This is a genomic window from Streptococcus sp. NSJ-72 (assembly GCF_014334035.1).
GTDB lineage: Bacteria > Bacillota > Bacilli > Lactobacillales > Streptococcaceae > Streptococcus > Streptococcus constellatus.
The window spans coordinates 404,327-426,216 of the sequence record NZ_CP060489.1 but is presented as its reverse complement, the minus strand read 5'-3'; the positions used below and the strand labels follow the sequence as shown (position 1 = coordinate 426,216).

Annotated in this window: 22 protein-coding genes and 1 pseudogene; 5 read left to right on the top strand and 18 right to left on the bottom strand. The window is 39.3% G+C overall.

What is annotated here, in order from left to right; all coding sequences use genetic code 11:
• Window positions 1-42: 42 nt before the first annotated feature.
• From H8787_RS02195 to xerC, 3 genes are all read left to right on the top strand, one after another.
• The gene (locus tag H8787_RS02195) at window positions 43-1,407 is read left to right on the top strand and encodes a Rep family protein (protein ID WP_187328143.1); all 1,365 of its coding nucleotides are present in this window, start codon (window positions 43-45) and stop codon (window positions 1,405-1,407) included.
• Between the two features lie 65 nt (window positions 1,408-1,472).
• On the top strand, window positions 1,473-1,733 hold the full coding sequence (locus H8787_RS02190) for a helix-turn-helix transcriptional regulator (RefSeq protein WP_187328142.1): 261 nt from the start codon (window positions 1,473-1,475) through the stop codon (window positions 1,731-1,733).
• 68 nt (window positions 1,734-1,801) lie between these two features.
• The gene (gene xerC / locus H8787_RS02185; protein WP_187328141.1) at window positions 1,802-3,019 is read left to right on the top strand and encodes a tyrosine recombinase XerC; all 1,218 of its coding nucleotides are present in this window, start codon (window positions 1,802-1,804) and stop codon (window positions 3,017-3,019) included.
• 113 nt (window positions 3,020-3,132) lie between these two features.
• Here xerC and rpsI read toward each other — a convergent pair whose 3' ends face one another.
• The 13 genes from rpsI to pnp form a co-directional block, all read right to left on the bottom strand.
• A complete protein-coding gene (gene rpsI, locus H8787_RS02180) occupies window positions 3,133-3,525 on the bottom strand; it encodes a 30S ribosomal protein S9 (protein WP_003026228.1) in 393 nt (130 codons plus the stop codon).
• A 19-nt stretch (window positions 3,526-3,544) separates the two neighbouring features.
• The gene (rplM, locus tag H8787_RS02175; protein ID WP_187328140.1) at window positions 3,545-3,991 is read right to left on the bottom strand and encodes a 50S ribosomal protein L13; all 447 of its coding nucleotides are present in this window, start codon (window positions 3,989-3,991) and stop codon (window positions 3,545-3,547) included.
• A gap of 181 nt (window positions 3,992-4,172) precedes the next feature.
• Window positions 4,173-5,042: a DegV family protein gene (locus tag H8787_RS02170; protein ID WP_187328139.1), complete on the bottom strand. Its 870-nt coding sequence runs from the start codon at window positions 5,040-5,042 to the stop codon at window positions 4,173-4,175.
• Between the two features lie 23 nt (window positions 5,043-5,065).
• Window positions 5,066-5,245, bottom strand: coding sequence for an NYN domain-containing protein (locus H8787_RS10250; RefSeq protein WP_262350664.1), 180 nt, complete (start codon window positions 5,243-5,245; stop codon window positions 5,066-5,068).
• Window positions 5,245-5,397, bottom strand: coding sequence for a hypothetical protein (locus tag H8787_RS10245; RefSeq protein WP_155114447.1), 153 nt, complete (start codon window positions 5,395-5,397; stop codon window positions 5,245-5,247). Before H8787_RS10245 ends, H8787_RS10250 begins: the two co-directional genes overlap by 1 nt.
• A gap of 139 nt (window positions 5,398-5,536) precedes the next feature.
• A complete protein-coding gene (rlmB, locus tag H8787_RS02160) occupies window positions 5,537-6,265 on the bottom strand; it encodes a 23S rRNA (guanosine(2251)-2'-O)-methyltransferase RlmB (protein ID WP_187328138.1) in 729 nt (242 codons plus the stop codon).
• A 156-nt stretch (window positions 6,266-6,421) separates the two neighbouring features.
• On the bottom strand, window positions 6,422-7,552 hold the full coding sequence (locus H8787_RS02155) for an ABC transporter ATP-binding protein (RefSeq protein WP_187328137.1): 1,131 nt from the start codon (window positions 7,550-7,552) through the stop codon (window positions 6,422-6,424).
• A gap of 112 nt (window positions 7,553-7,664) precedes the next feature.
• Entirely contained in the window at window positions 7,665-8,537 is an 873-nt protein-coding gene (locus H8787_RS02150; RefSeq protein WP_187328136.1) for a helix-turn-helix domain-containing protein, read from the bottom strand.
• Window positions 8,524-8,928 carry a Mini-ribonuclease 3 gene (locus H8787_RS02145; RefSeq protein WP_039677651.1) on the bottom strand — a complete coding sequence of 135 codons (405 nt, stop codon included), beginning with the start codon at window positions 8,926-8,928 and terminating at the stop codon, window positions 8,524-8,526. The genes H8787_RS02150 and H8787_RS02145 overlap by 14 nt, the downstream gene beginning before the upstream one ends.
• A complete protein-coding gene (cysS, locus tag H8787_RS02140) occupies window positions 8,921-10,264 on the bottom strand; it encodes a cysteine--tRNA ligase (RefSeq protein ID WP_187328135.1) in 1,344 nt (447 codons plus the stop codon). The genes H8787_RS02145 and cysS overlap by 8 nt, the downstream gene beginning before the upstream one ends.
• 83 nt (window positions 10,265-10,347) lie before the next feature.
• Window positions 10,348-11,115: a nucleoside phosphorylase gene (locus H8787_RS02135; protein WP_187328134.1), complete on the bottom strand. Its 768-nt coding sequence runs from the start codon at window positions 11,113-11,115 to the stop codon at window positions 10,348-10,350.
• 43 nt (window positions 11,116-11,158) lie between these two features.
• Entirely contained in the window at window positions 11,159-11,743 is a 585-nt protein-coding gene (gene cysE / locus H8787_RS02130; protein ID WP_003070672.1) for a serine O-acetyltransferase, read from the bottom strand.
• 49 nt (window positions 11,744-11,792) lie between these two features.
• Complete coding sequence (pnp, locus tag H8787_RS02125; protein WP_187328133.1) at window positions 11,793-13,973, bottom strand: polyribonucleotide nucleotidyltransferase; 2,181 nt, start codon at window positions 13,971-13,973, stop codon at window positions 11,793-11,795.
• Between the two features lie 398 nt (window positions 13,974-14,371).
• Here pnp and pepF point away from each other — a divergent pair, with 398 nt between their 5' ends.
• On the top strand, window positions 14,372-16,171 hold the full coding sequence (gene pepF, locus H8787_RS02120) for an oligoendopeptidase F (protein WP_187328132.1): 1,800 nt from the start codon (window positions 14,372-14,374) through the stop codon (window positions 16,169-16,171).
• A gap of 166 nt (window positions 16,172-16,337) precedes the next feature.
• Window positions 16,338-17,129 (top strand): mitofilin family membrane protein, encoded by a 792-nt coding sequence (locus tag H8787_RS02115; RefSeq protein ID WP_187328131.1) that lies wholly within the window; start codon window positions 16,338-16,340, stop codon window positions 17,127-17,129.
• Window positions 17,130-18,077: 948 nt separating this feature from the next.
• On the opposite strand, the gene rpsO is transcribed toward H8787_RS02115, so the two are convergent.
• From rpsO to H8787_RS02095, 5 genes and pseudogenes are all read right to left on the bottom strand, one after another.
• A complete protein-coding gene (rpsO, locus tag H8787_RS02110; RefSeq protein WP_001018251.1) occupies window positions 18,078-18,347 on the bottom strand; it encodes a 30S ribosomal protein S15 in 270 nt (89 codons plus the stop codon).
• 129 nt (window positions 18,348-18,476) lie between these two features.
• Window positions 18,477-19,208 (bottom strand): pseudouridine synthase, encoded by a 732-nt coding sequence (locus H8787_RS02105; protein WP_037598047.1) that lies wholly within the window; start codon window positions 19,206-19,208, stop codon window positions 18,477-18,479.
• Window positions 19,195-20,367, bottom strand: a complete 1,173-nt coding sequence (locus tag H8787_RS02100; RefSeq protein WP_187328130.1) for an MFS transporter — start codon at window positions 20,365-20,367, stop codon at window positions 19,195-19,197. Before H8787_RS02100 ends, H8787_RS02105 begins: the two co-directional genes overlap by 14 nt.
• Window positions 20,368-20,493: 126 nt before the next feature.
• A pseudogene (locus H8787_RS10020) lies at window positions 20,494-20,699 on the bottom strand (transporter); the annotation flags it as partial.
• 493 nt (window positions 20,700-21,192) lie between these two features.
• Complete coding sequence (locus tag H8787_RS02095; RefSeq protein ID WP_187328129.1) at window positions 21,193-21,606, bottom strand: hypothetical protein; 414 nt, start codon at window positions 21,604-21,606, stop codon at window positions 21,193-21,195.
• Window positions 21,607-21,890 lie beyond the last annotated feature (284 nt).

The following is a 21,890-nucleotide window of genomic DNA, read 5'->3' as shown; positions in this document are numbered from 1 at the left end:
GAGAATAATTAATAGAATAATTAAAAAGGAGAAATTCTTATTATGGCTAAAAAAGAAGCTAATCTTACAGCAATTATGCTTGTTCAACAACTTGAAGAAGAATACTGGTTATCTAATGACTACAAATCAGTAATTCAAAAAGCAAAGGATGGCAACTGTCGCCCATTATTAGAAATGATTATTCAAAAATTAGAAGAACATGATATCATTGCCAAAGAAGCATATATAATCAAACACGATAAAGACAAAGTAACTATTTGGAATCCTGACAAGATGAAAAATGAAATTAACGATAAAGAAGAACACGTACATGCTCTTCTAAAATTTGAAAAAGGGGCATCATTAAAGAAAATCGCTCTTGCTATTGGTGTAGAGCCACAATACTTGGAAAAATTGAAATCTGGGCGATATGGCTATGATAACTGTTTGGCTTATTTAGTTCATGCAAAAGATGAATCAAAATATCAATACCATCCAGAGGAAGTTATAACATTGTTAGGCGAAGATTATACAAGTTTATATCATCGTAACATGAAAACTTGGGTCAAAGGTCGAGCGACTAAAAAAGCGAAAGAAACAAACCTTAGCATAGATTGGTTAATTGAAAAAATATTGGCTGGAGAAGTCACAAAAAGCAATATTATGTTGACTGATGATTACTATACCATTTATGGTCAGCATAAACGAAAAATAAATGAAGCTTTAGATACTGCTGGCGAAAGAAAAAGTTTTCAAGCAATTGAAGATATTGATTCAGGCAAATTCAAAAAAACTATAATTTTCTTACAAGGCGAAAGCGGGCAAGGAAAAACTAAACTCAGTAAATCTATAATCAACATTGCTCAACGAATTGCCTTTAACAATGGATATCCTTGGGATTCCTGCTCTACTGCTTCTACCAATGCATTTGATGAATACAATGGTCAAGATGTTCTATTTCTAGATGATATGCGTGGAGATAGTTTAACAGTATCTGATTGGCTTAAGCTATTAGATCCCTACACAATCAGTCCTATATCAGCAAGGTATCATAACAAAATGGGAGCAGCTAAGCTCATTATCATTACTTCAACAAAAGCACCCTTAGAATTTTTTAGCCTAGCAAAAGGTAATTTCGGAGAAGACTTAGGACAATTTGTTAGAAGAATTGATTTGTTAGCTGAAGTTGGTGACAATATAAAATTATCTAAATCAGTAAAATTGGAATCTATGACCTCGCCATTTTCTATACCACTATCCACATTATCTTCTCACTCATTCAATTTTCAAAACTTTGAAGTTTTTAATAGAAATATGGCTATTGATTACATTATAAAAACCATTATCCGCAATATGCAATGGAACAAAAAAGAACGTATCACTCACACCGACCAAAGTACGAAAGATACGCTCACTCAACCGAAATAGCAACAAATCTACTATCTCTGTTGCTATTATCTCAAAATAACTTTAAATAAACAAGAGGTGACAGCATGCAAGTCATTTTACTAGACGAGCAAATACATCAAATCCAACTTTTAATATCTGATTTAATCAAACAAGAAATTGAAAACAGACTAAACAATAGCAATCTCGAAAGTCCATTCTTGAATAAGCGGCAAGCCTGTGACTATCTAGGAATTTCCAACAATACACTTGATTCTTGGATAAAAAAGGGATTACCGGTTATTCGAATTGGAAAAACAGTCCGATTTGATAAAACTGAACTCAATCGCTGGTTGCAAAATCAGTAACATTTTTACCGTAGTTTGTTATAATGAAGCTACGGTATTTTTCTAGCTCAATTCACAAGGAGAATACTATGTCAATTAAAAAAAACCAAAATGGAACTTATCGCTTACGGATCTACATTCCTGAAGAAGTCAAAACTTCTCTTGGAATTGATAAAAAAGTGATTGAAAAACGGTTCAAACTAAAGGGGGAAGCAAAAAAATACGAACTAGAGTTACAGAATAAAATCGATAGAATTCTAAGCGGTGATAATGTTTCAACACTTGAAAAAACTGGTTCAATCCAATTCAAAGACTTCTATGAAAACGTTTGGTGGGAATCCTATAAGGCAGGTCAGACAACTTCAACCTTAAAACCACCCTCTCAAGCTACCATTGACGGTACAGAGATTGTCTTCAGAAAGCACATTCTGCCCATGCTAGGGAATTACTCGATTGACTTTCTTAACCAAAATAAGCAGGTTATTTTAAACCTATTAACCCAAAAAGCAGAAGAATATGCAAACTTCAAGGCCATTAGAAGCTATGTTAATTCTATCTTTGACTGGGCAGAAGAATTGGAATACATCGAAACTAACCGTATTTCAAAAACTATCAGACGAATAAAAGCAATTAAGAAAATCAAGTTACAAGAAGCTAAAAATGATGAAGATTTATATCTATCACAATCCGAGCTTCAAGCATGGTTTACAGCTTTTGAAGAAGACTTAGAAAATGATAAGATCTTATTCAAAGATTATGTGCTGTTCTACACAACATTTTTCTTAGGAGATAGAAAATCTGAAAGCTATGCTCTACAATGGAAACACATTAACACCAAGCAACAAGAAATTCAGCTAGTACAGGCCTTAGATAAATACAAAAATCCAAAATCTACCAAAGGAAACAAGAAAACAACTTTCCAAATTCCAACTGAACTAGCTGATTTACTTCTATCTTGGAAAAAACAACAAAAAACCGAACTAGCAAAATTTGGTATTATTCAATCTAATGAACAATATGTGTTTACCTATATTGACATGAAGGGGAATGTTAATAGCCCTTTACACGCTGATTACCTCAATAACAAGATGAAGTCCGTCAAACGTCGTCATAAAGAGCTAACACATGCTACACCACACAAATTGCGTCATACTGGAGCAACACTTGCCAAACAAGCTGGAACTTCACTAGAAGCAATTTCAGAAGCTCTAACGCATAGTGACACCATCACAACCAAAACCTACGTTAATACCTCTAACGTGGTTCCAATGGCAGTTGGCGAAATCGCCTACCGTAACCTAAAATAAATAACGGTGTGAATTTGGTGTGAAAAGTGGTGTGAATTTTGCTAAAAATTATCAAAAAAACACCCCATGGTGTGAACCATGAAGTGTTGTAAATGCTGTATTGTAGCTGGTTCTTAACGTTTTGAGAACTGGCTAGCTTTACGAGCTTTCTTAAGACCTGGTTTCTTACGTTCCACCATACGGGCATCACGAGTAAGGAGACCAGCGCGTTTGAGTGAATCGCGGAAGTCTGGATCTACTTGAAGAAGGGCACGAGAGATACCGTGACGGATAGCTCCTGCTTGACCAGCGTAACCACCACCGATAACGTTTACAAGAACGTCGTATTGACCAACAGTTGAAGTAACTGCAAATGGTTGGTTGATGACAAGGCGAAGGTCAGCGTGTGGGATGTACTCTTCAACATCTTTTTTGTTTACAGTGATTTTACCAGTTCCTGGAACAAGGCGAACGCGTGCAACAGCGTTTTTACGACGTCCAGTACCTGCATATTGTGCTTGTGACATAGCTTATTTGTTCCTTTCCTTAGATAAGTCCTGAAATATCAAGAACTTCTGGTTGTTGTGCAGCATGAGTGTGCTCAGCACCTACAAATACTTTCAATTTCATACCTTGAGCACGGCCAAGAGTATTGTGTGGAAGCATACCCTTAACTGATTTCTCAATCAAGCGAACAGCGTTCTTAGAGCGGAGTTCACCAGCAGTAATAGATTTCAATCCACCTGGGTACATTGAGTGAGTGTAGTAAACTTTATCAGTTGCCTTTTTACCAGTTAATTTTACTTTTTCAGCATTGATAACAATTACGAAGTCACCTGTATCAGTATGAGGTGTAAAAGTTGGTTTATTTTTTCCACGAAGCACGCTTGCTACAACAGCAGAAAGGCGTCCAAGAGATACATCAGTAGCGTCTACTACGTACCATTTCCGTTCAACTTCACCTGGCTTAGCCATGTATGTTGTTTTGTTCATGATTTCTCCTATATGAATATCGTTTTTGTTTACAGAGCGGATGTTCCGGTCCGCAAGTTATTTGGAAGGTTCCGGGGCCTTACAAATGGGGTAAACAATACCGCCTACTATCATACCAAATTTTAGGGGTAAAAGTCAATATATTTGGTAAATTATTTATGAAAGAACGGTTTCATTCCGTTTAATCTTGATTTTCATGGGCAATACTAAATAATCCCAAAGTTCCAGGACCAGTATGGGTGGCAATAACGGGCCCTAATGGTAGGATTAAAACCTCATTAACTTGCTTTGACAGAAGAAGTTGCTCTTTTAATACTTGAGCCACATCCTGACTGTTTGACCCTGCATAAGCAATTACCACACGTGGATCAGAAATACCTTCCAAAGTCATGCGCACTACCTCAGCATGAGCTTTTTTCTTGCCACGAACTTTAGCCACAGAATCTAGCCTACCATCTGCCTTAACAGCAATAATTGGCTTGATATTGACCAAATTCCCCATGAGAGCTGCCGTTTTTGAAATCCGTCCGCCTCGCATGAGATGGTTCAAATCATCCACGAGGAAATAAGTACGCACTTTTGGCAGTAAGAATTCTATCAAGGTTACTACCTGTTCTAAACTTTGCCCAGCAGCTTTTGCTTCTACCGCTTTCATCACTAAAAGACCTTCTCCCATAGATGCAGCCTTGGTATCTATCATTTGGATGACAGCTTCTGGAAAATCTTCTAAAACTATATCCCGTGCCATGACTGCACTCTGATAAGTTCCTGATAAAAGAGATGCAAAAGCAATATAAAGGACTGGCATGCCGATCTCAGCATAGTGACGAAAGATAGCTTCAAACTGACCAACATTGATTTGACTAGTTGTCGGCTGGCTACCGGCTTCCATTTTAGAAAGAAGCTGCTCACTCGTTAGTTTCTTATCTCCGACTGTTTCATACGTCTCTCCATCCAGCTGAATGGTCAGACCGAGAATTTGAACATCATTTTCTAAAGCCCAGCTTTCTGGAAGATCTGCTGTTGAATCCGTTAAAATCTTAAAAGTCATCTTTCTTTTTTCTCCATCATTTTCTATAAATTGCGTAAGGTTGGATTGTCCATAGGACATAAAGGTGGTTTTCCCATTTGAAGCTGTTGGCTCATTTGATTCAGATCCGACTTTGTAACAGCTACTTTCTTTTCTAGTTCACAAGCCGAAACACGCAAAGCTCCTTGGGCAAAGACAGTCCACTGCTCATTTAAATTGCTCATTACCACAGATGATTGAGCTCGTGGTTTGCTACTTCATATTCAATGCCATCATCTACCATTTCGTTCTCATCAATCAAAACGACTGTCACACTGAATAAGTTCTGACGAACACTAAGCATATCTTGAGCATTGAAGTCACAAATTCTTTCCAAATCTTAAAAATCAGCCTCATTCCTCAACTTATCAGGAAAAAATTTCGTTCTACACTCCGTTCGCTCTGGTTTAAAAATGGACCAATTTCCTTTCAAAAGGCAGTCATCTGGCAAGCATAAACTAGTAAAATTTGTCTTTTCATAAGCGATTTCTAAACACTTCATACATGAGAATGGCTGCAGCCACACTAGCATTAAGGCTCTGCACATGTCCATTCATAGGAATGGTAATCATTTCATCTACATGCTTTTTAATATTAGCAGAAATGCCTTTACCTTCGTTGCCGATAATCAGAGCGAGTTTGCCTGCTGTATTCCACTTAGTAGACGGAGTTCCATTCATATCCGTTCCAAAAATCCAAAAACCTGCATTTTTCAGCTTGTCCAAAGTTTGGCTGAGGTTGGTCACCCGAGCGATCGGAACGTGCTCTACAGCTCCTGTAGAGGTCTTAGCAACGACCGGCGTGACACCAACTGCTCGATGTTTCGGAATAATGATGCCTGTAACATTTGTCGCATCAGCCGTCCGTAAAATAGAGCCTAAATTATGCGGATCTGTTAGACCATCTAAAATGAGCAAGAGAGGATTGTCTTCCTGAGTTGCCATTTTCAACATCGCCTCAAAATCCGTATAAGCAAATTCTGAAACACGCAAGACAAAACCTTGATGAACGGCACCATCTGTCATTTCTTGTAGTATTTTTTTGGTAGTCCAAGAAATGGAAACCTTTTTTTCTGCTGCCAAATCTTTCATCTTAGCAACATTTTTCCCACGTAGATCATCTTGAATATAGAGTTTATTTCCAGTATTGGCCATGAGAGCTTCCGTCACAGCATGTACACCGTATACAATATCGTTATTTCCCATGACTTTAGTATAACATAAAATTTAAAACGCTTCTTCTTATTTTATAAATCACTTTACCGTTAAATCCAAATTTTCTTCTATAAAAAATGCAGGAGTCTTGTATTAAAAACAAGGCATCCTGCATTCTCTTATTAGTTATTCTAAAGGCATTGTAAATTAATAAACTGTCTTTTCTGTTTCTGGATCAAAGAAGTGTGCTTTGTTCAAGTCAAAGCCAAGGTCAATACCTGCTCCAGCTTTGAGGTAATCACGAGCATCTACTTTAGCAATAAATTCATTGTCAGCCACTTGGCAATACAAATGAGATTCCGAACCAAGCAATTCGGATACAGAGATTTTAGCATGTACTACTGAATCTGGGAAGGTTTCAAGGAAAGCAGCTTCTGTATTGATGTCTTCTGGACGAATACCAAAAATGAGTTTCTTGCCTTCATAGCCTTTTTCACGAAGTACCTTCAAGGCACCTTCTGGTACTTTCAGAGAAAGGTCTTGTGCTACAATTTCATCACCTTTCAAAGTTACATTGATGAAGTTCATCGCTGGGCTTCCGATAAAGCCTGCAACAAATTTATTAACTGGGTTTTTGTAAACTTCTTGTGGGGTACCGATTTGTTCTATACGTCCAATTGTACCCGTTCCTGAAGGATTCTTTGTTGCAGACATGATAACGATACGATCAGCCAAAGTCATTGCTTCTGTTTGGTCATGGGTAACATAGATAGTGGTTGCCCCAATACGACGGTGGATTTTAGCAATTTCTGCCCGCATAGATACCCGCAATTTAGCATCCAAGTTAGAAAGCGGTTCATCCATAAGAAATACTTTTGCATCACGAACAATAGCACGTCCCATCGCTACACGTTGACGTTGCCCACCAGAAAGGTCTGCAGGTTTACGATCTAAAAATTCTTTCAAGCCAAGAATCTCTGCTGCTTCATTTACACGTTTTTCAATATCATCCTTGCTGTGTTTACGAAGTTTCAAACCAAAAGCCATATTATCATGCACAGTCATGTGTGGATACAAAGCGTAGTTTTGGAAAACCATGGCAATGTCACGATCTTTTGGCGCAACATCATTGACCACGCGGCTATCAATTGAACATTCACCTTCCGTGATATCTTCAAGTCCAGCAATCATACGAAGTGTAGTAGATTTCCCACATCCTGAAGGACCAACGAAAACGATAAATTCCTTATCTTTTATATTCAAGTTGAAGTCTTCTACAGAGTAATGTTCGCTGTTTGGATATTTTTTGTAAATATTTTTTAAATTTAATTCTACCATAAAATAGAACTCCTTTGTTGTTATGATTTCATTCTATATGAAAACGCTTTATTTTTCTATGGCAATGTGAACAAATTTAAAAGAAAATGTCTTGTGCAGGGTGCACAAAACATTAGAATAAATCAGTTAAAATAACATGATAACATAGCGTCAAATCTGTTAGGTCTTTTAGCTGTAAACCCGTCAATTCTTCCCATTTATCGATGTGATATTGTAACGTGTTCCGATGAATATACAACTGCTGAGCAGCTTTTGTCACAACCGCTGTATTTTCCCACAAAGCGGCAATAATATCAACGAGCTGATCCTGACTTTCAATCAATTGATGAAGTTTCTTCGTTAAGAGTGGCAATATGAAATCCTTTTGGCTAATCCCCCATAAAAAGAGTTGGGAAAAAGAATGGACATTAGAATGCTGAGCTTGTTCCCACCATTTAGCAAAAAGGGTATTCTCTGCTCGAAATAGCTCAGAGTAGCTTTCTTCAAACATTCTAGTCCAAATCTGTCCGATTTGAATTGTCAGAGTTAAGCTAAAGTCATATTCGATGGCTGATAAAGTATCATGAAGGACAGCTTTTACGGGGATAAGTTGCGTTTGATCTAGTACAAAGATATAATCCTGAGAAGACAGCTGAAAATCTGCTATTCTATTGGGCAGTATGGTCCGCATCATTTCTAACCAAGATCCGATTGTTTCATTTTCATAATGGAATAAATGACAATGAACAAATTGTATCTTTTGTACACTTTTTGGCAATTTGCCACGACTATGAACCAGATAATCGTACCAAGGTCCACCATCAAACGCTGACTCTTCTCCAGTCAGTAAAGAAACAAGCTGTTGTTCTCTTTCTGTCAAGCTACTCATTTTTAATAACAGCCATTGATTTTTTGATAAGGGAATTGCCACTTCATCTTCTTTTACGTTCGGATTGGATTGAAACTTCCCTTGAGGAAACCATTCTAACAAATTACTTTTTATCATGATTTGTGCTCTCCACTCTGACAATGCACCAGTCAATTAACTCTTCTAAGCGCTCAATAGCTCCCGTCATATGTAGGTAGCCCATAATAGCCTCAAAGCCTGTAGACATGCGATAAGTAATGATATCGGCATTTTTAGCTTTTGTATGACTATTGGCATTGCGTCCACGCTTGTAGATTTCTTCTTCCTTTTCTGTCAGGATTCCCTCTTCTAACATGAGAGAGATGAGATTGGCTTGCGCTTTAGCCGAAACATACTTAGTCGCTTCCCTATGCAGCTGATTGGGCTTGGTCAGTCCCTGAAAAATTAGGTGACGTCGGATATACATGGAGTAGACAGCATCTCCCTCAAAAGCGAGGGCGATGCCGTTAATCAAATTGACATCAGTCACGGGTCCACCTCACTCCGTCCTTACCATCTAATAGCCTGATTCCTTGTGCTGCCAATTCATCACGGATCTTATCAGCTGTCGCAAAATCCTTGGCAGCACGCGCTGTTTGGCGCTCCTCAATCAAGCGTTCAATGTCCGCATCCAAGACTTCTTCTACAAAGACGATGCCAAAAACTTCTAAAAGCTTAGCAAAGGCTTCCTTGACTTCAGCGGTGTAGTTGCCTGAGTTGATCCACTTGGCTAGCTCGAAGACAACCGTGATGCCATTAGCTGCATTGAAATCTTCGTCCATAGCGGCAGTGAACTTATCCAGCAAGGCTTGAAGCTGAGCTGAATCCGCTTGATCAGTGAAAGGCTGCTCATAGGTATTCTTCAAATATTTGAGATTAATCGCTGCATCATGGACAGCTTTTTCCGTGAAATTAATCGGCTTGCGATAATGCTGGGTAGCAAAGAAGAAACGCAGTACCTGACCGTCAATGGTCTTAAGAGCATCATGAACGGTGATAAAATTGCCTAGAGATTTGGACATCTTAACGTCGTCGATATTGACAAAGCCATTGTGCATCCAGTAGTTGGCAAAAGTCTGACCAGTTTTGGCCTCCGACTGGGCGATTTCATTGGTATGGTGAGGAAACTCTAAGTCTGCTCCGCCACCGTGGATATCAATGGTATCGCCCAAAATCTCCGTTGACATGACCGAGCACTCGATGTGCCAGCCCGGACGACCTGCCCCCCAAGGGCTATCCCAGAAAATCTCGCCCGGTTTAGCCGCCTTCCAGAGGGCAAAGTCCACTGGATTTTCCTTGCGGGTGGTCTCCTCATCTGTCCGACCAGAAGCACCTAACTCTAAATCAGCCAAGGTTTTATTAGCTAGTTTGGCATAATTGTGAGACTTTTCCACTCGGAAATAGACATCACCCTCTGACTCATAAGCGTAGCCCTTATCCACCAACGTCTGCACAAAGTCAATGATATCCTCCATAAAGTCAATCACGCGCGGATGCTGAGTAGCTGGCTTAACACCTAGTTGTTCAACGTCAGCACGAAAAGCTGCGATGTACTTGTCAGCCACTTCTTTTGGTGTGATGCCTTCTTCCTTGGCTCGATGGATAATCTTATCATCTACATCTGTAAAATTGGATATATAGTTGACCTCAAAGCCTCGATACTCAAAATAGCGACGAACCGTGTCAAAAGCTACTGTTGAGCGGGCATTACCGACATGAATGTAATTATAAACCGTCGGACCACAGACATACATGCGAACTTTACCCTCCTCAATAGGCACAAATTCACGCAGGCTGCGAGTCATAGTATCATAGATTTTGATCATATTTTACGATACTGAGAGTGACTAGAAAGTAGATAAAATCAACTGCAGAAGCAGTCATCTAGTGTCAAACTTTCTATTCCTACTCAGTTCCTTTCTAGTTCCTTTGCTATTGTCAAAGCGATCGTGAAAAAAGTCATGGCATCAGTCTTCCGTTCGTTATGGCGGGCATCCCAGGTTCGGTTATGATGATCCACATAGTCAGCTGTGTAGAAGAACTGATAGACTTTAGTCTTGCGAAATTGGCTCCAAGCCATAATAGCTGAAGCTTCCATGTCCACCACTTGGGCTCCAACAGTTAAGCGACGCTTGACCTTATCAGGCGTTTCCCGATAAAAGGCATCAGTCGTCCAAGACTTGGCGCGGATATGCTCAATATCGTGCTTGTCAAAGATAGCTTCCAGCTGAATCAACAGGGGCTCGTCATAAGCGATTTCATCACCCGGTGGGGCATAGTGATAGCTAGTGCCTTCATCTCGCAAAGCAGCAGCAGGCAGGATAATCTTGTCCGCCTCAATCGAGCGATCCAAAACACCACAAGATCCTAGAATGATGAAATTCTTGAAACCTCTGGCTGCCAATTCCTCCAATTGACCAATCATTGATGGAGCTCCAATAAGCGCTGTCATGACCGCAACTTGATTTCCATCACATTTATATACATACCAGAGAAATTGACCGTTCAGATTTTTTAAACAGCCTCCTGGATAAACTTCTTCTGACTCAATCAAACATTTCAAAATTTCTCCGTTAAAAGACAAGATGATAGTTTTACAAATCTCTCCCTTAGCAATAACCTTCCTGTCTGTTGGTTCAATAACCCCAGCTACATCTTCAAATTCCTCTAATAGCACGCTATATACACCTTCTTTTGAGCCTACATTTAACCATTTCTCACTACAATTTAGATGAGTAATAACTTTCTTCGCGGATTTCTTCTAAATTCTTGATAGTTGGAGTATCTTTTTGACCATGCACACGGACGATTTTAGCCGGTATACCAACAACTGTCACATCACTTGGTACATCTGCCACCACTACTGCACCCGCTCCTACCCTGGCATTTTCACCGATTTCAATCGGACCAATGAGCTGCGCATGAGCGGAAATGAGTGCGCCTTGGCGAACCGTTGGGTGACGTTTCCCAGCATCTTTGCCAGTTCCTCCAAGAGTAACACCATGATAAAGCATCACTCCTTTTTCCACAACAGCCGTCTCACCAATCACTAAGCCACTCCCGTGATCAATGAAAACACCCGAAGCAATCTTTGCTCCCGGATGAATCTCAATCTGGGTCCAAAAACGCCAAAATTGACTATGCATCCGAGCTAAGAGTTTACAACCATGATTCCAAAGAAAGTGAGAAATCCGATGAGCTGCTAAAGCCTTAATACCAGGATAAGTCAACAGCACCTCGAGCAAGGAGCGAGCTGCTGGATCATTTTCTTTTACAATCGCTATTGTCTCTTTCCACCAACCCATGATGACTCCTTTCTAGCTTTAGACTGAAAGTAAACACTTAGCTACCTTTCTAGTCTTGTGCCTTTTCTTCTCGAACAACTTTATGCTCTTTATGTGTTTTATGATGATGTTTTTTCTCCTTATCCTCTTTAGGAGGGCGCGGAAGCAATGCTTTCATAGAAGCATCCACACGACCTTTTTCATCAATCTTGATGATTTTGACATCTACTTCATCACCAAGTTGTACCAAATCTTCAACCTTATTAGTACGCGTCCAAGCCATTTCAGAGATATGCACTAAGGCATCTGTCTTGTCAAATAGATTGACAAAAGCACCGAATTTCTCAATTCGAACCACTTTTGCATGATACACTTCATCTACTTTCGCTTCACGCACAAGAGCTGTAATGATTTCCTTAGCACGATTAATCGCATCTTGATCGCTAGAGTAAATAGAAACATTTCCTTCCTCGTCTATATCAATCTTGACACCTGTTTCTGCGATAATCTTGTCAATCGTTTCACCGCCCTTACCAATGACAATCTTAATCTTATCAACATCAATCTTAATGGTGTCAATCTTCGGAGCAGTTGGAGCGAGTTCTGTGCGGGGAGCTGGAATCGTACGTTCAATCAAATCTAAAATTTCAAAACGTGCTTTTTTAGCTTGAGCCAATGCTTCTTGCAAGATCTCAGCAGTAATTCCTTCAATCTTGATATCCATTTGAAGAGCAGTAATTCCTTCACGTGTACCGGCCACCTTGAAATCCATATCTCCGAAATGATCTTCTAAGCCTTGAATATCTGTTAAAATCGTGTAGTTGCTACCATCTGAAATGAGCCCCATAGCGATTCCGGCTACAGGTGCTTTAATTGGTACCCCACCGGCCATGAGAGCAAGTGTCCCAGCACAAATCGAGGCTTGTGAAGATGAACCATTTGACTCAAGAACTTCTGCTACCAAACGGATTGCATAAGGGAAATCCTCTAGACTAGGGAGAACTTGCGCAAGTGCACGTTCACCAAGAGCTCCATGACCGATTTCCCGACGACCAGGTGCTCCATAGCGTCCCGTTTCTCCTACAGAATATTGTGGGAAATTATAATGATGCATAAAGCGTTTCTTGTATTCTGGATCAAGTCCGTCCACAATTTGCGTCTCACCCATTGGCGCCAAGGTCAAGACAGATAAAGCCTGCGTTTGCCCACGAGTAAAGAGACCAGAGCCATGCACGCGCGGCAGATAGTCAATTTCAGCATCCAATGGACGAATTTCATCTACCTTACGACCATCTGGACGAATCTTGTCCTCAGTAATTAAACGCCGTACTTCTGCATGCTCCATTTGTTCTAAAATTTCAGCCACATCACGCATGATGCGGTCAAATTCTTCGTGGTCAGCATATTTTTCTTCGTAAAGGGCTGTTACTTCGTCTTTGACCGCTTGCGTTGCGGCTTCACGAGCTAATTTTTCTTCTACCTGAACGGCTTTTTGAAGATCAGCGTTATAGCCGGCTACAATTTCTGTTTGCAATTCTTCATCAACACGAAGAAGCTCAACTTCTGCTTTTTCTTTTCCAACTACTGCCACGATTTCTTCTTGGAAAGCAATCAATTCTTTCACTGCTTCATGACCTTTCAAAAGGGCTTCCAGCATCACTTCTTCTGATAATTCTTTGGCACCAGATTCCACCATGTTAATCGCTTCTTTAGTTCCTGCAACGGTTAATTCCAATAACGAAGCTTCTTTTTGTTCTTGACTTGGATTGATGACCAATTCTCCATTGACATAGCCAACCTGCACACCAGCAATTGGACCATTAAAAGGAATATCTGAGATTGATAACGCAAGAGATGAACCAAACATAGCTGCCATAGGTGCTGAAGCATCCGCATCATAAGAAAGAACGGTATTGATAACCTGAACTTCATTGCGGAAACCTTCCGCAAACATGGGACGAATGGGACGGTCGATTAAGCGAGCGGTCAAAGTCGCGTCCGTTGAAGGGCGTCCTTCGCGCTTGTTAAAGCCACCAGGGTATTTCCCAGCTGCGTACATCTTTTCTTCATAATTGACTTGAAGCGGGAAGAAATCGCCAGTCGCCATTTTCTTTGACATAACGGCTGCTGTCAGAACGGTACTTTCACCATAGCGCACCACTACGCTACCATTCGCTTGCTTCGCCACTTGTCCAGTTTCAACCACTAATTCTTTGCCAGCAAAAGTGGTTTTAAATATTTGTTTTACCATAATTATTCCTCTTTGAGTCTATACTCAATTTCTAATTTTTTATACGTCTTGCCTACAAAGATCAAGATAGATTTAGGATATTAAAAATGAATCCTGAGTTCCACTCCAAAAATTTCTGCTTGCATAATTAGGCATAAGCTTTGTTTCAATAAAATAACTCATTATCCTGTTCAGCACACCTTTTGCCATAGCCGCGACTGTTGATAGAAAGTTTAAGCGTTTTTTATACTTTGTCTATCCTCATCTTTGTATCAAGCACGTATAAACTTTATTTTATCATATTTTATACCAAAAGAAAAAGCCTTAAAATAGCTTTTTAGCAAGAATTTTTGAAATGTTATCTATTATTCTTATTTTTTGCTATACTAGAAAGAAAGCTAGTAACAAGGAGAATAGATATGGTTGAACAAAAACAACGTTCTGAGTTTCCAGAAAAGGAACTGTGGGACTTAACAGCTCTCTATCAAGACCGTGAAGATTTCCTACGGGCGATTGAAAAAACTCGTGAAGACATTAACCAGTTCATACGGAATTATAAGGACAACCTCCATACTTTTGAGGATTTTGAAAAAGCCTTTACCGAATTGGAACAAATCTATATTGAAAGAAGCCATATCGGCAACTACAGTTTTATGCCACAAACAACAGACTATAGCGATGAAAGTTTTGCCCAGATTGCTCAAGCTGGTACAGATTTCGAAACAGAAGCTAGCGTTGCTCTCAGCTTTTTTGATGCAGCCTTGGTCAATGCTGACGAAGAAATTCTTAATCGTCTCGAACAACTAACACATTTGACTGCCGCAATTCGCCAAGCTAAAATCAAAAAAGCCCACTATCTGGGAGCGGATATTGAAAAAGCCTTGACCAATCTAGGTGAAGTCTTTTACAGTCCACAGGATATTTACACCAAGATGCGGGCTGGCGACTTTGCCATGGCTGACTTCGAAGTAAACGGCAAAGTTTATAAAAACAGCTTTGTTACCTATGAGAATTTCTATCAAAACCATGAAAATGCAGAAATCCGTGAAAAAGCTTTCCGCTCTTTCTCAGAAGGCCTTCGTCAGCACCAAAATGCTGCTGCTGCTGCCTATCTGGCTCAGGTCAAATCTGAAAAGCTTCTAGCAGATATGAAAGGCTATGACTCTGTCTTTGACTATCTTTTGGCTGAGCAAGAGGTAGATCGCTCTATGTTCGATCGGCAAATTGACCTCATCATGACTGAATTTGCACCTGTTGCACAAAAGTTCCTCAAGCACGTTGCTAAGATCAACGGCCTCGAAAAAATGACCTTTGCAGATTGGAAGCTGGACTTGGACAGTGCACTCAATCCTGATGTCACTATTGAGGATGCTTATGACTTAGTGATGAAATCCGTTGCTCCACTCGGAGAAGAATATACACGCGAAATTGCCAATTACCAAAAAGAGCGCTGGGTGGATTTTGCAGCGAATGCTGGCAAGGACTCTGGCGGCTATGCCACTGATCCTTATCGCGTGCATCCTTATGTTCTTATGAGCTGGACAGGCCGTATGAGTGATGTGTATACTCTGATTCATGAAATTGGTCACTCTGGTCAGTTCATCTTCTCTGACAATAGTCAAAGCTATTTCAATACCCACATGTCGACCTATTACGTAGAAGCTCCTTCTACCTTCAACGAACTCTTACTTAGCGACTATTTGGAACATCAATTTGACAATCCACGTCAAAAGCGATTTGCACTCGCTCACCGTCTAACGGACACTTACTTCCATAACTTTATCACCCATCTCTTGGAAGCAGCCTTCCAACGCCGGGTTTATAATCTCGTTGAAGCAGGCGAAACTTTTGGAGCAACGAAGCTTAACAGTATTATGAAAGAAGTTCTGACCGATTTTTGGGGTGATGCAGTCGAAATCGATGATGATGCTGCGCTCACTTGGATGCGGCAAAGTCACTATTATATGGGACTATACAGTTATACCTATTCAGCAGGGCTTGTCATCTCTACTACCGGCTATCTTCATTTGAAAAATGACAAAAATGGAGCTCACGATTGGCTCACCTTCCTCAAATCTGGTGGAAGTAAAACGCCACTTGAGACTGCTCGTATCATCGGAGCTGACATTTCCACAGACAAACCACTCCGCGACACAATTCAGTTCTTGTCTGATACAGTTGATCAGATTATTACCTACAGCGAGGAATTAGGAGAATAGATTATCTACACAGCTTCAGATTTCAATTTGAAGCTGTTTTATATGAATTGATTTAAAACAAAATTTTTAAGTTTGTGGTAATTTGAAAAATTTCACTTCCTAGTTATTGAAAGCGATAACAAGTTGTGATATGATATTTTCGAAAACCAATTTATGTGAGGGAAATATGAAAAAGTGGAAAAATAATTCTAGGCTCAACATCGTTCTTGCTATCATGAGTGTTGTTCTAATCATCTTATTGGCTCCAATTACAATGCCATTAATGTTTCTAGGTGGTGTTTTTGGTATTTGGTATTTCGCAAAGCGAAATCCAAGTGTTTTCAAAAGAAATATAGCAATTGCTGCAGCGATAATAGGAATACTAGGAAGCTATACAGTAAGTAGACTCAATTTTGAATCCTCTGAAAGCCAACAAAGTCAAACCCAAGTAGTGCCATCTACATCTAGAACTTCATCTTCAAACTCTTCAAAAGCAAGCAGTTCCTCCTCAAACTCCGATTCTAGTAGAGAAAAAGAAGAAAAACTCGAAAAAGAAAAGAAAGAGGAAAAAGCGGAGGAAGAGCGAAAACAAAAAGAGGCGGCAGAGAGAAAAGCTAAAGAAGAACAGGCTCAAAAAGAAGCTGAAATCCAGCGCATCACCCAGCAAGGTGAACAGGCTGTTAAACAACTTGAGGATAATCAAGTAGCCGAGAACATTGCTCCAGCTCAAGCTGCCGTTGAGCAAATTACCGATCCAAATAAAAAAGGAGCTCTTCAACATCGAATTAATCTTGTACAAAATGCAATTCAGCAACGAGCTGAGCAAGCTCGACAAGAGGCAGAGAGACAAGCAGCATCTCAACAAGAAGAGACTGTAGCTGCTAGTGGCTATTTTAGAGATAAGAGGGGCAGATGGCATCGCCCAAATGGTCAATATGCTTCAAAGAAGGAAATTGCAGAAGCGGGATTGCCTTGGTAAAATACATTCCTACAATATATTAAAAAGAGAAATGAGATCTTGTAACAAGGGACATTGTTTTCCATCATAATTCCCATCAAACAGGTAGTTTACAAGCACACATGATTGGAGACTGGGACGAAAGTTTCTAGCTTCAAAGGAGACCGTTTAATAAATTAACGATGCTACAGCTAACCACTCCAATAGTCTACTGGATTATTGGATGTCGGAAATAAAACATCCATAAGGATGTGTCAAAAACACGACTTTGAATTGGTGGATTTTGCAAAGCAAGTCCTCAAGTCTATTGCTTTTCAAGCTCGGAAGAGCGCCTAATCATCCTCGTAGGAGTAAGACAACGGACTAGATTTTTTTCAAAATGGGTTCTGTCTCACTCCCTTTTATTTTGTATAAGATAAACTATATACCTTTTTACGTCATATTTTCCCCTTTCGCTTTATCGTAATCCTGAATATCTTTATTGTATCGCATTTGGAGTTTTTGGGTATAACCAACATTGCGCACCCGCATAATAAGTGGTTTATTTGTCTCGCACCTTACGGAGCGAGACGGACTAAAAGTCACAAAATAAAAAACTCTCTGAAATCAGAGAGCTAATTTGAGCTCGGGCTAAAATCCATACAAAACAAAAAGGCTACCCAATTTAGAGTAGCCTCATTTTCAAGATATGCTCAATTGAACACGGCCTAAGCATGCTGATAAAAACACAAAGCCCTCTGAAGTCAGAGAGCTGATTTGAGCTCGGGCTAAAATCCTAGTAAAAAAGATGAAACTCCTTGTGTTCATCGAACACTATATTGTTTCCCTATTTCATACGGATTTTTGGCGCCCTTAACATCATGATTCTTGCTGGATAAAACGTTTATAGACAAGGCGACGAGCCGAAGATTGTACTGATGATACATCGAGGCGAAGCCAACGAAGTATAGAAACGTTTTAGACGCAAGATTAGCGACGAAGTCCAAGAGAGTTGATTAACTCACGGTAACGGTTAACGTCGTTCTTACGCAAGTATGCAAGAAGGTTACGACGGCGACCGATTTTCTTCATCAAACCACGGTAAGTAGCGTGGTCTTTTTTGTGTTGTTTGATGTGTTCGTTAAGGTGGTTGATTTCCCAAGTAAGGACAGCTACTTGTACCTCTACTGAACCAGTGTCACCTTCGTGACGTGCATATTGTGCAATGATTTCATTTTTTTTCTCTTTTGAGATTGCCATGATAAGCTCCTTTTCTTTACGCTTCATCCGAGTGACAGGTTTGGCATGGCCTGCAACCAAGAAGAAGTTATTTGTCTCTATGACATTCTTATTTTACCAAGAAGGAAAGTTTTTGTCAACTGATACAAATTATAAGAGTTCTACGCCAAATCGTTTGAGACTTTTTATTTCTTCCTGTGTCAAACGACGAAAAGTTCCTGTTGCCAACTCTTTATCCAAACTTAATGGCCCCATAGCAAGGCGCTCTAAGTCTGCTACTTTTTTACCACAAGCTGCAACCATTCGCTTCACTTGATGAAATTTTCCTTCAGAAATTGTAATCTCTACAAGAGAAGTCTGTTGCTCTTCATTTACTTTTACTATGGTCAACTTTGCAGGCTGACAGGTAAAGTCCTTAAGCTCTATTCCTGCTTCAAAGCGTGTCCTATCTTCTTCAGTCATGATGCCATCTACTTTTGCACGGTAAACTTTTGCTACATGTTTTTTAGGAGACAACATCGCATGTGCCAAAGCACCATTATTGGTTAATAACAAAAGTCCGTGAGTGTCAATATCAAGTCGTCCAACTGGAAAAACTTCTTTCTGGCGTGCACTTTCATCTAACAAATCCAAAACTGTTTGATGATTAGCATCTTCAGTAGCTGAAATGACGCCTTTCGGCTTATTTAAAAGATAATAGACAAATTTTTCATAGTCCAATACTCGCTTATTGACTGAAATTTCATCTTGATATTCATCTACTTGTACTTTCGCTGATGTGACAGCCTTCCCGTTGACCAAAACTTGTTTCTTCTTTAAAAGTTGCTTGACTTCTGTTCGTGAACCAAGCCCCATTTCTACTAAAAACTTATCTAATCGCATCTTTTTCCTCGTTTTGTTTATGAGTGACAAAAGCCGCTAAAGTTGACGTTGCCATCATGAAAACTCCTAATACACTAAAAATAAAGATTGGGGCAGAAGAAATGATTCCAATCAAAGATAAGACGAATGTTGATACCGAAGCACCGCTACTGCAACCCAAAACGACAATCGCTGTTGCACGATTTACCAAATGAGTAGGGATTTTCTCCGATACAATATGAAACACCGCTGTTAGAGATACACTATAAGCAAAGCCAGCCAAAAGAGCACTCAAACTTAAGAGCCAAATCTGACTTGAAAATCCAATCATCACTTGACTTAGACCAAAAACAATTCCCGTTACTGTCAATAAGCGATTTTTCAATACGCTCACTAGACTGGCAAAACTAACACCAGCCAAAATTCCCACTAGTTGCATACAGCTAAGAACCCAGCTGGCTGTTTCAGCGTTGCCGATCTCTGCCTGTAAGACTAGACTAGGGATCCGTAAAGTGATAGCGACATTAGCACAAACAATCATACCAGCTATGAAAGCTAAAAAGATACTCAAATTTATTTGTTTTCTAGTCATTTTACGAACAGATTTGAGATGTTTATGCTTATCGGATTCATTCTTTTCATAAGGAACAAACATAAGATACAGTGCCAAAACGATGAAACCAACTGTATAAACCAAAAATGTAGTTGTCCAACCAAAGTGTAAGAGTTGTCCGACCGCTAAAGTCAACAAGGCCATCCCAACAACTTCCGCTGAACCACGATAGCCTAACATTTGCACACGCTCTCTCCCTTGAAAGCGCTCGCTAATAATAGCAATTGCTCGAGGATTCATCATACCTAAACCTAACCCAAAAACAAAGCGCGAAGCAAAAACGAGATTATAAGATTGATTGAAAAATGGGATAAGACCACAAATAGAATACAGGATTAGCCCTAGTATAATCATGAACCGCTCAGATACAAAGCGTTCCAAAACACTATTAAACATCAACAAAGACATGATCCCAATGGACGGTAAGGAGACTAATAATTCTACTTGGCTGGAAGAGTAATTCTTATAATACTGGAACATAGCCGGCAAGCTACTAGAAATTGAAAATGCCGTTGTTAAAACCAATGATAAAGCCAAAATGCTAGCTTTTTCCATGAATCTTTTCATCTTATCTTCTTTCTAAAATCACACTACCACTATCATACAGTTTTTTACGAAAAGACGCAATCTAGCAACGTATGAAAACAAAAAAGAAATCAAGACTGCGCATAAGATACAACATTGATTTCATTTTACATTTGTCATACACTCAAAGTAAAATTCACGACATAAGGCATGAGGACTATGAAGCAGAAATGCATAGTCTCCTTGAATAATTTTCTCTGTTTCCTCGCGTGTTAGAGGATCTGTTTCTTTATATAATTTTCAAATTTTCTCTTTCTTTCCAGCTTGATACTACGTTCACGGAAATTATACACTCGGATGCGGTATTTTTTGCGATTATAAGCTGCATCCTCATATGAGATAGATAACAATTCATTTCTTTCATTTAGCAACTGATTTTCTTTTCTAACATTTCCTTCTCATCTTGGTATTTCATCTGGATAATCCCACAAATAAGAGCGACAAACATATAAGCCGCAAAGGAAATTCATCTATCTGTGTTATAGACGATTGATTGCCAATTTCTCCCAGAAAAAATAGTTGCTACAAATAATCCGATTATAGAAAGACTTCCTGCAAAAATTCCATAGATTGTTCCAAAAATAATACTAATCAAAGTAACAAAAAGCAAACAGATGTCAATTAATTAAAAACGTTCAACATTGCGCTCAATACCCTAGGCAAGAAAAAAGCAAATAAAATCTCAGCTATCTTTTGATAAGTCTTATTCGATTTTTTACTTTCTTTAATAAAATTTTTATACAAATCGGCTAGATCATCTAAAAGTGAATAATGAATAAACCATCCATAAGTTGTCTTAAATTATCTTCATCTTATGGAGTGGTAAAGACAAAGTTCAGGTGATTTGGAATCAATCACTATTTTACTGTTAGAGAATGCCAGCTCTTCTAACTTTTGTGCAACATGCTGAAAAGTAATTTCAAACGGATTATAAATGTTTAAAATTTCTGTTTGCTCATTCCAACTATCAAAAATTTTGCTGATCAGCTCTACTAAATCTTCTGAATTGATAAAATTCGCAATTTCATTGGGGTGCTTTTCGACATGAGCGGTTGTGCCTTTTTGAACCTTATCAAATAAACGATAGAAATAATCTTCCAGCAGTCTGGAAGAATACAAATAAGGACTACAGACTATTTTAAGAGATTGTCTGTTCACTTTAGCCCAGTGTTTACAAAGGCTTTCTGCTGCTATTTCTAACTCTTGAGGATAGTTAAGCACCTCTGGGCCTGTTACATAAAGAATCTCAGAATGAGATAATTCCTCGGTACAATTTAAAAAGTTTGCAGTCGTTCTGGTTCCCCTACTTAAAAAGTAATCTTATTTTTTACTAGTAATATTTTATGTGCCCAACTACATGTCATACATATTTTAGCATAAACTCTAATATGATTTTTAACTAACTTTTCAAAAGTTCTTATATGCCGGTATAGCCTACCTTTTCAGGCATTTCCGTCATTTTGTTTATCGGGAGATACTCACATATTTTCTTAACTCTGCTTGTG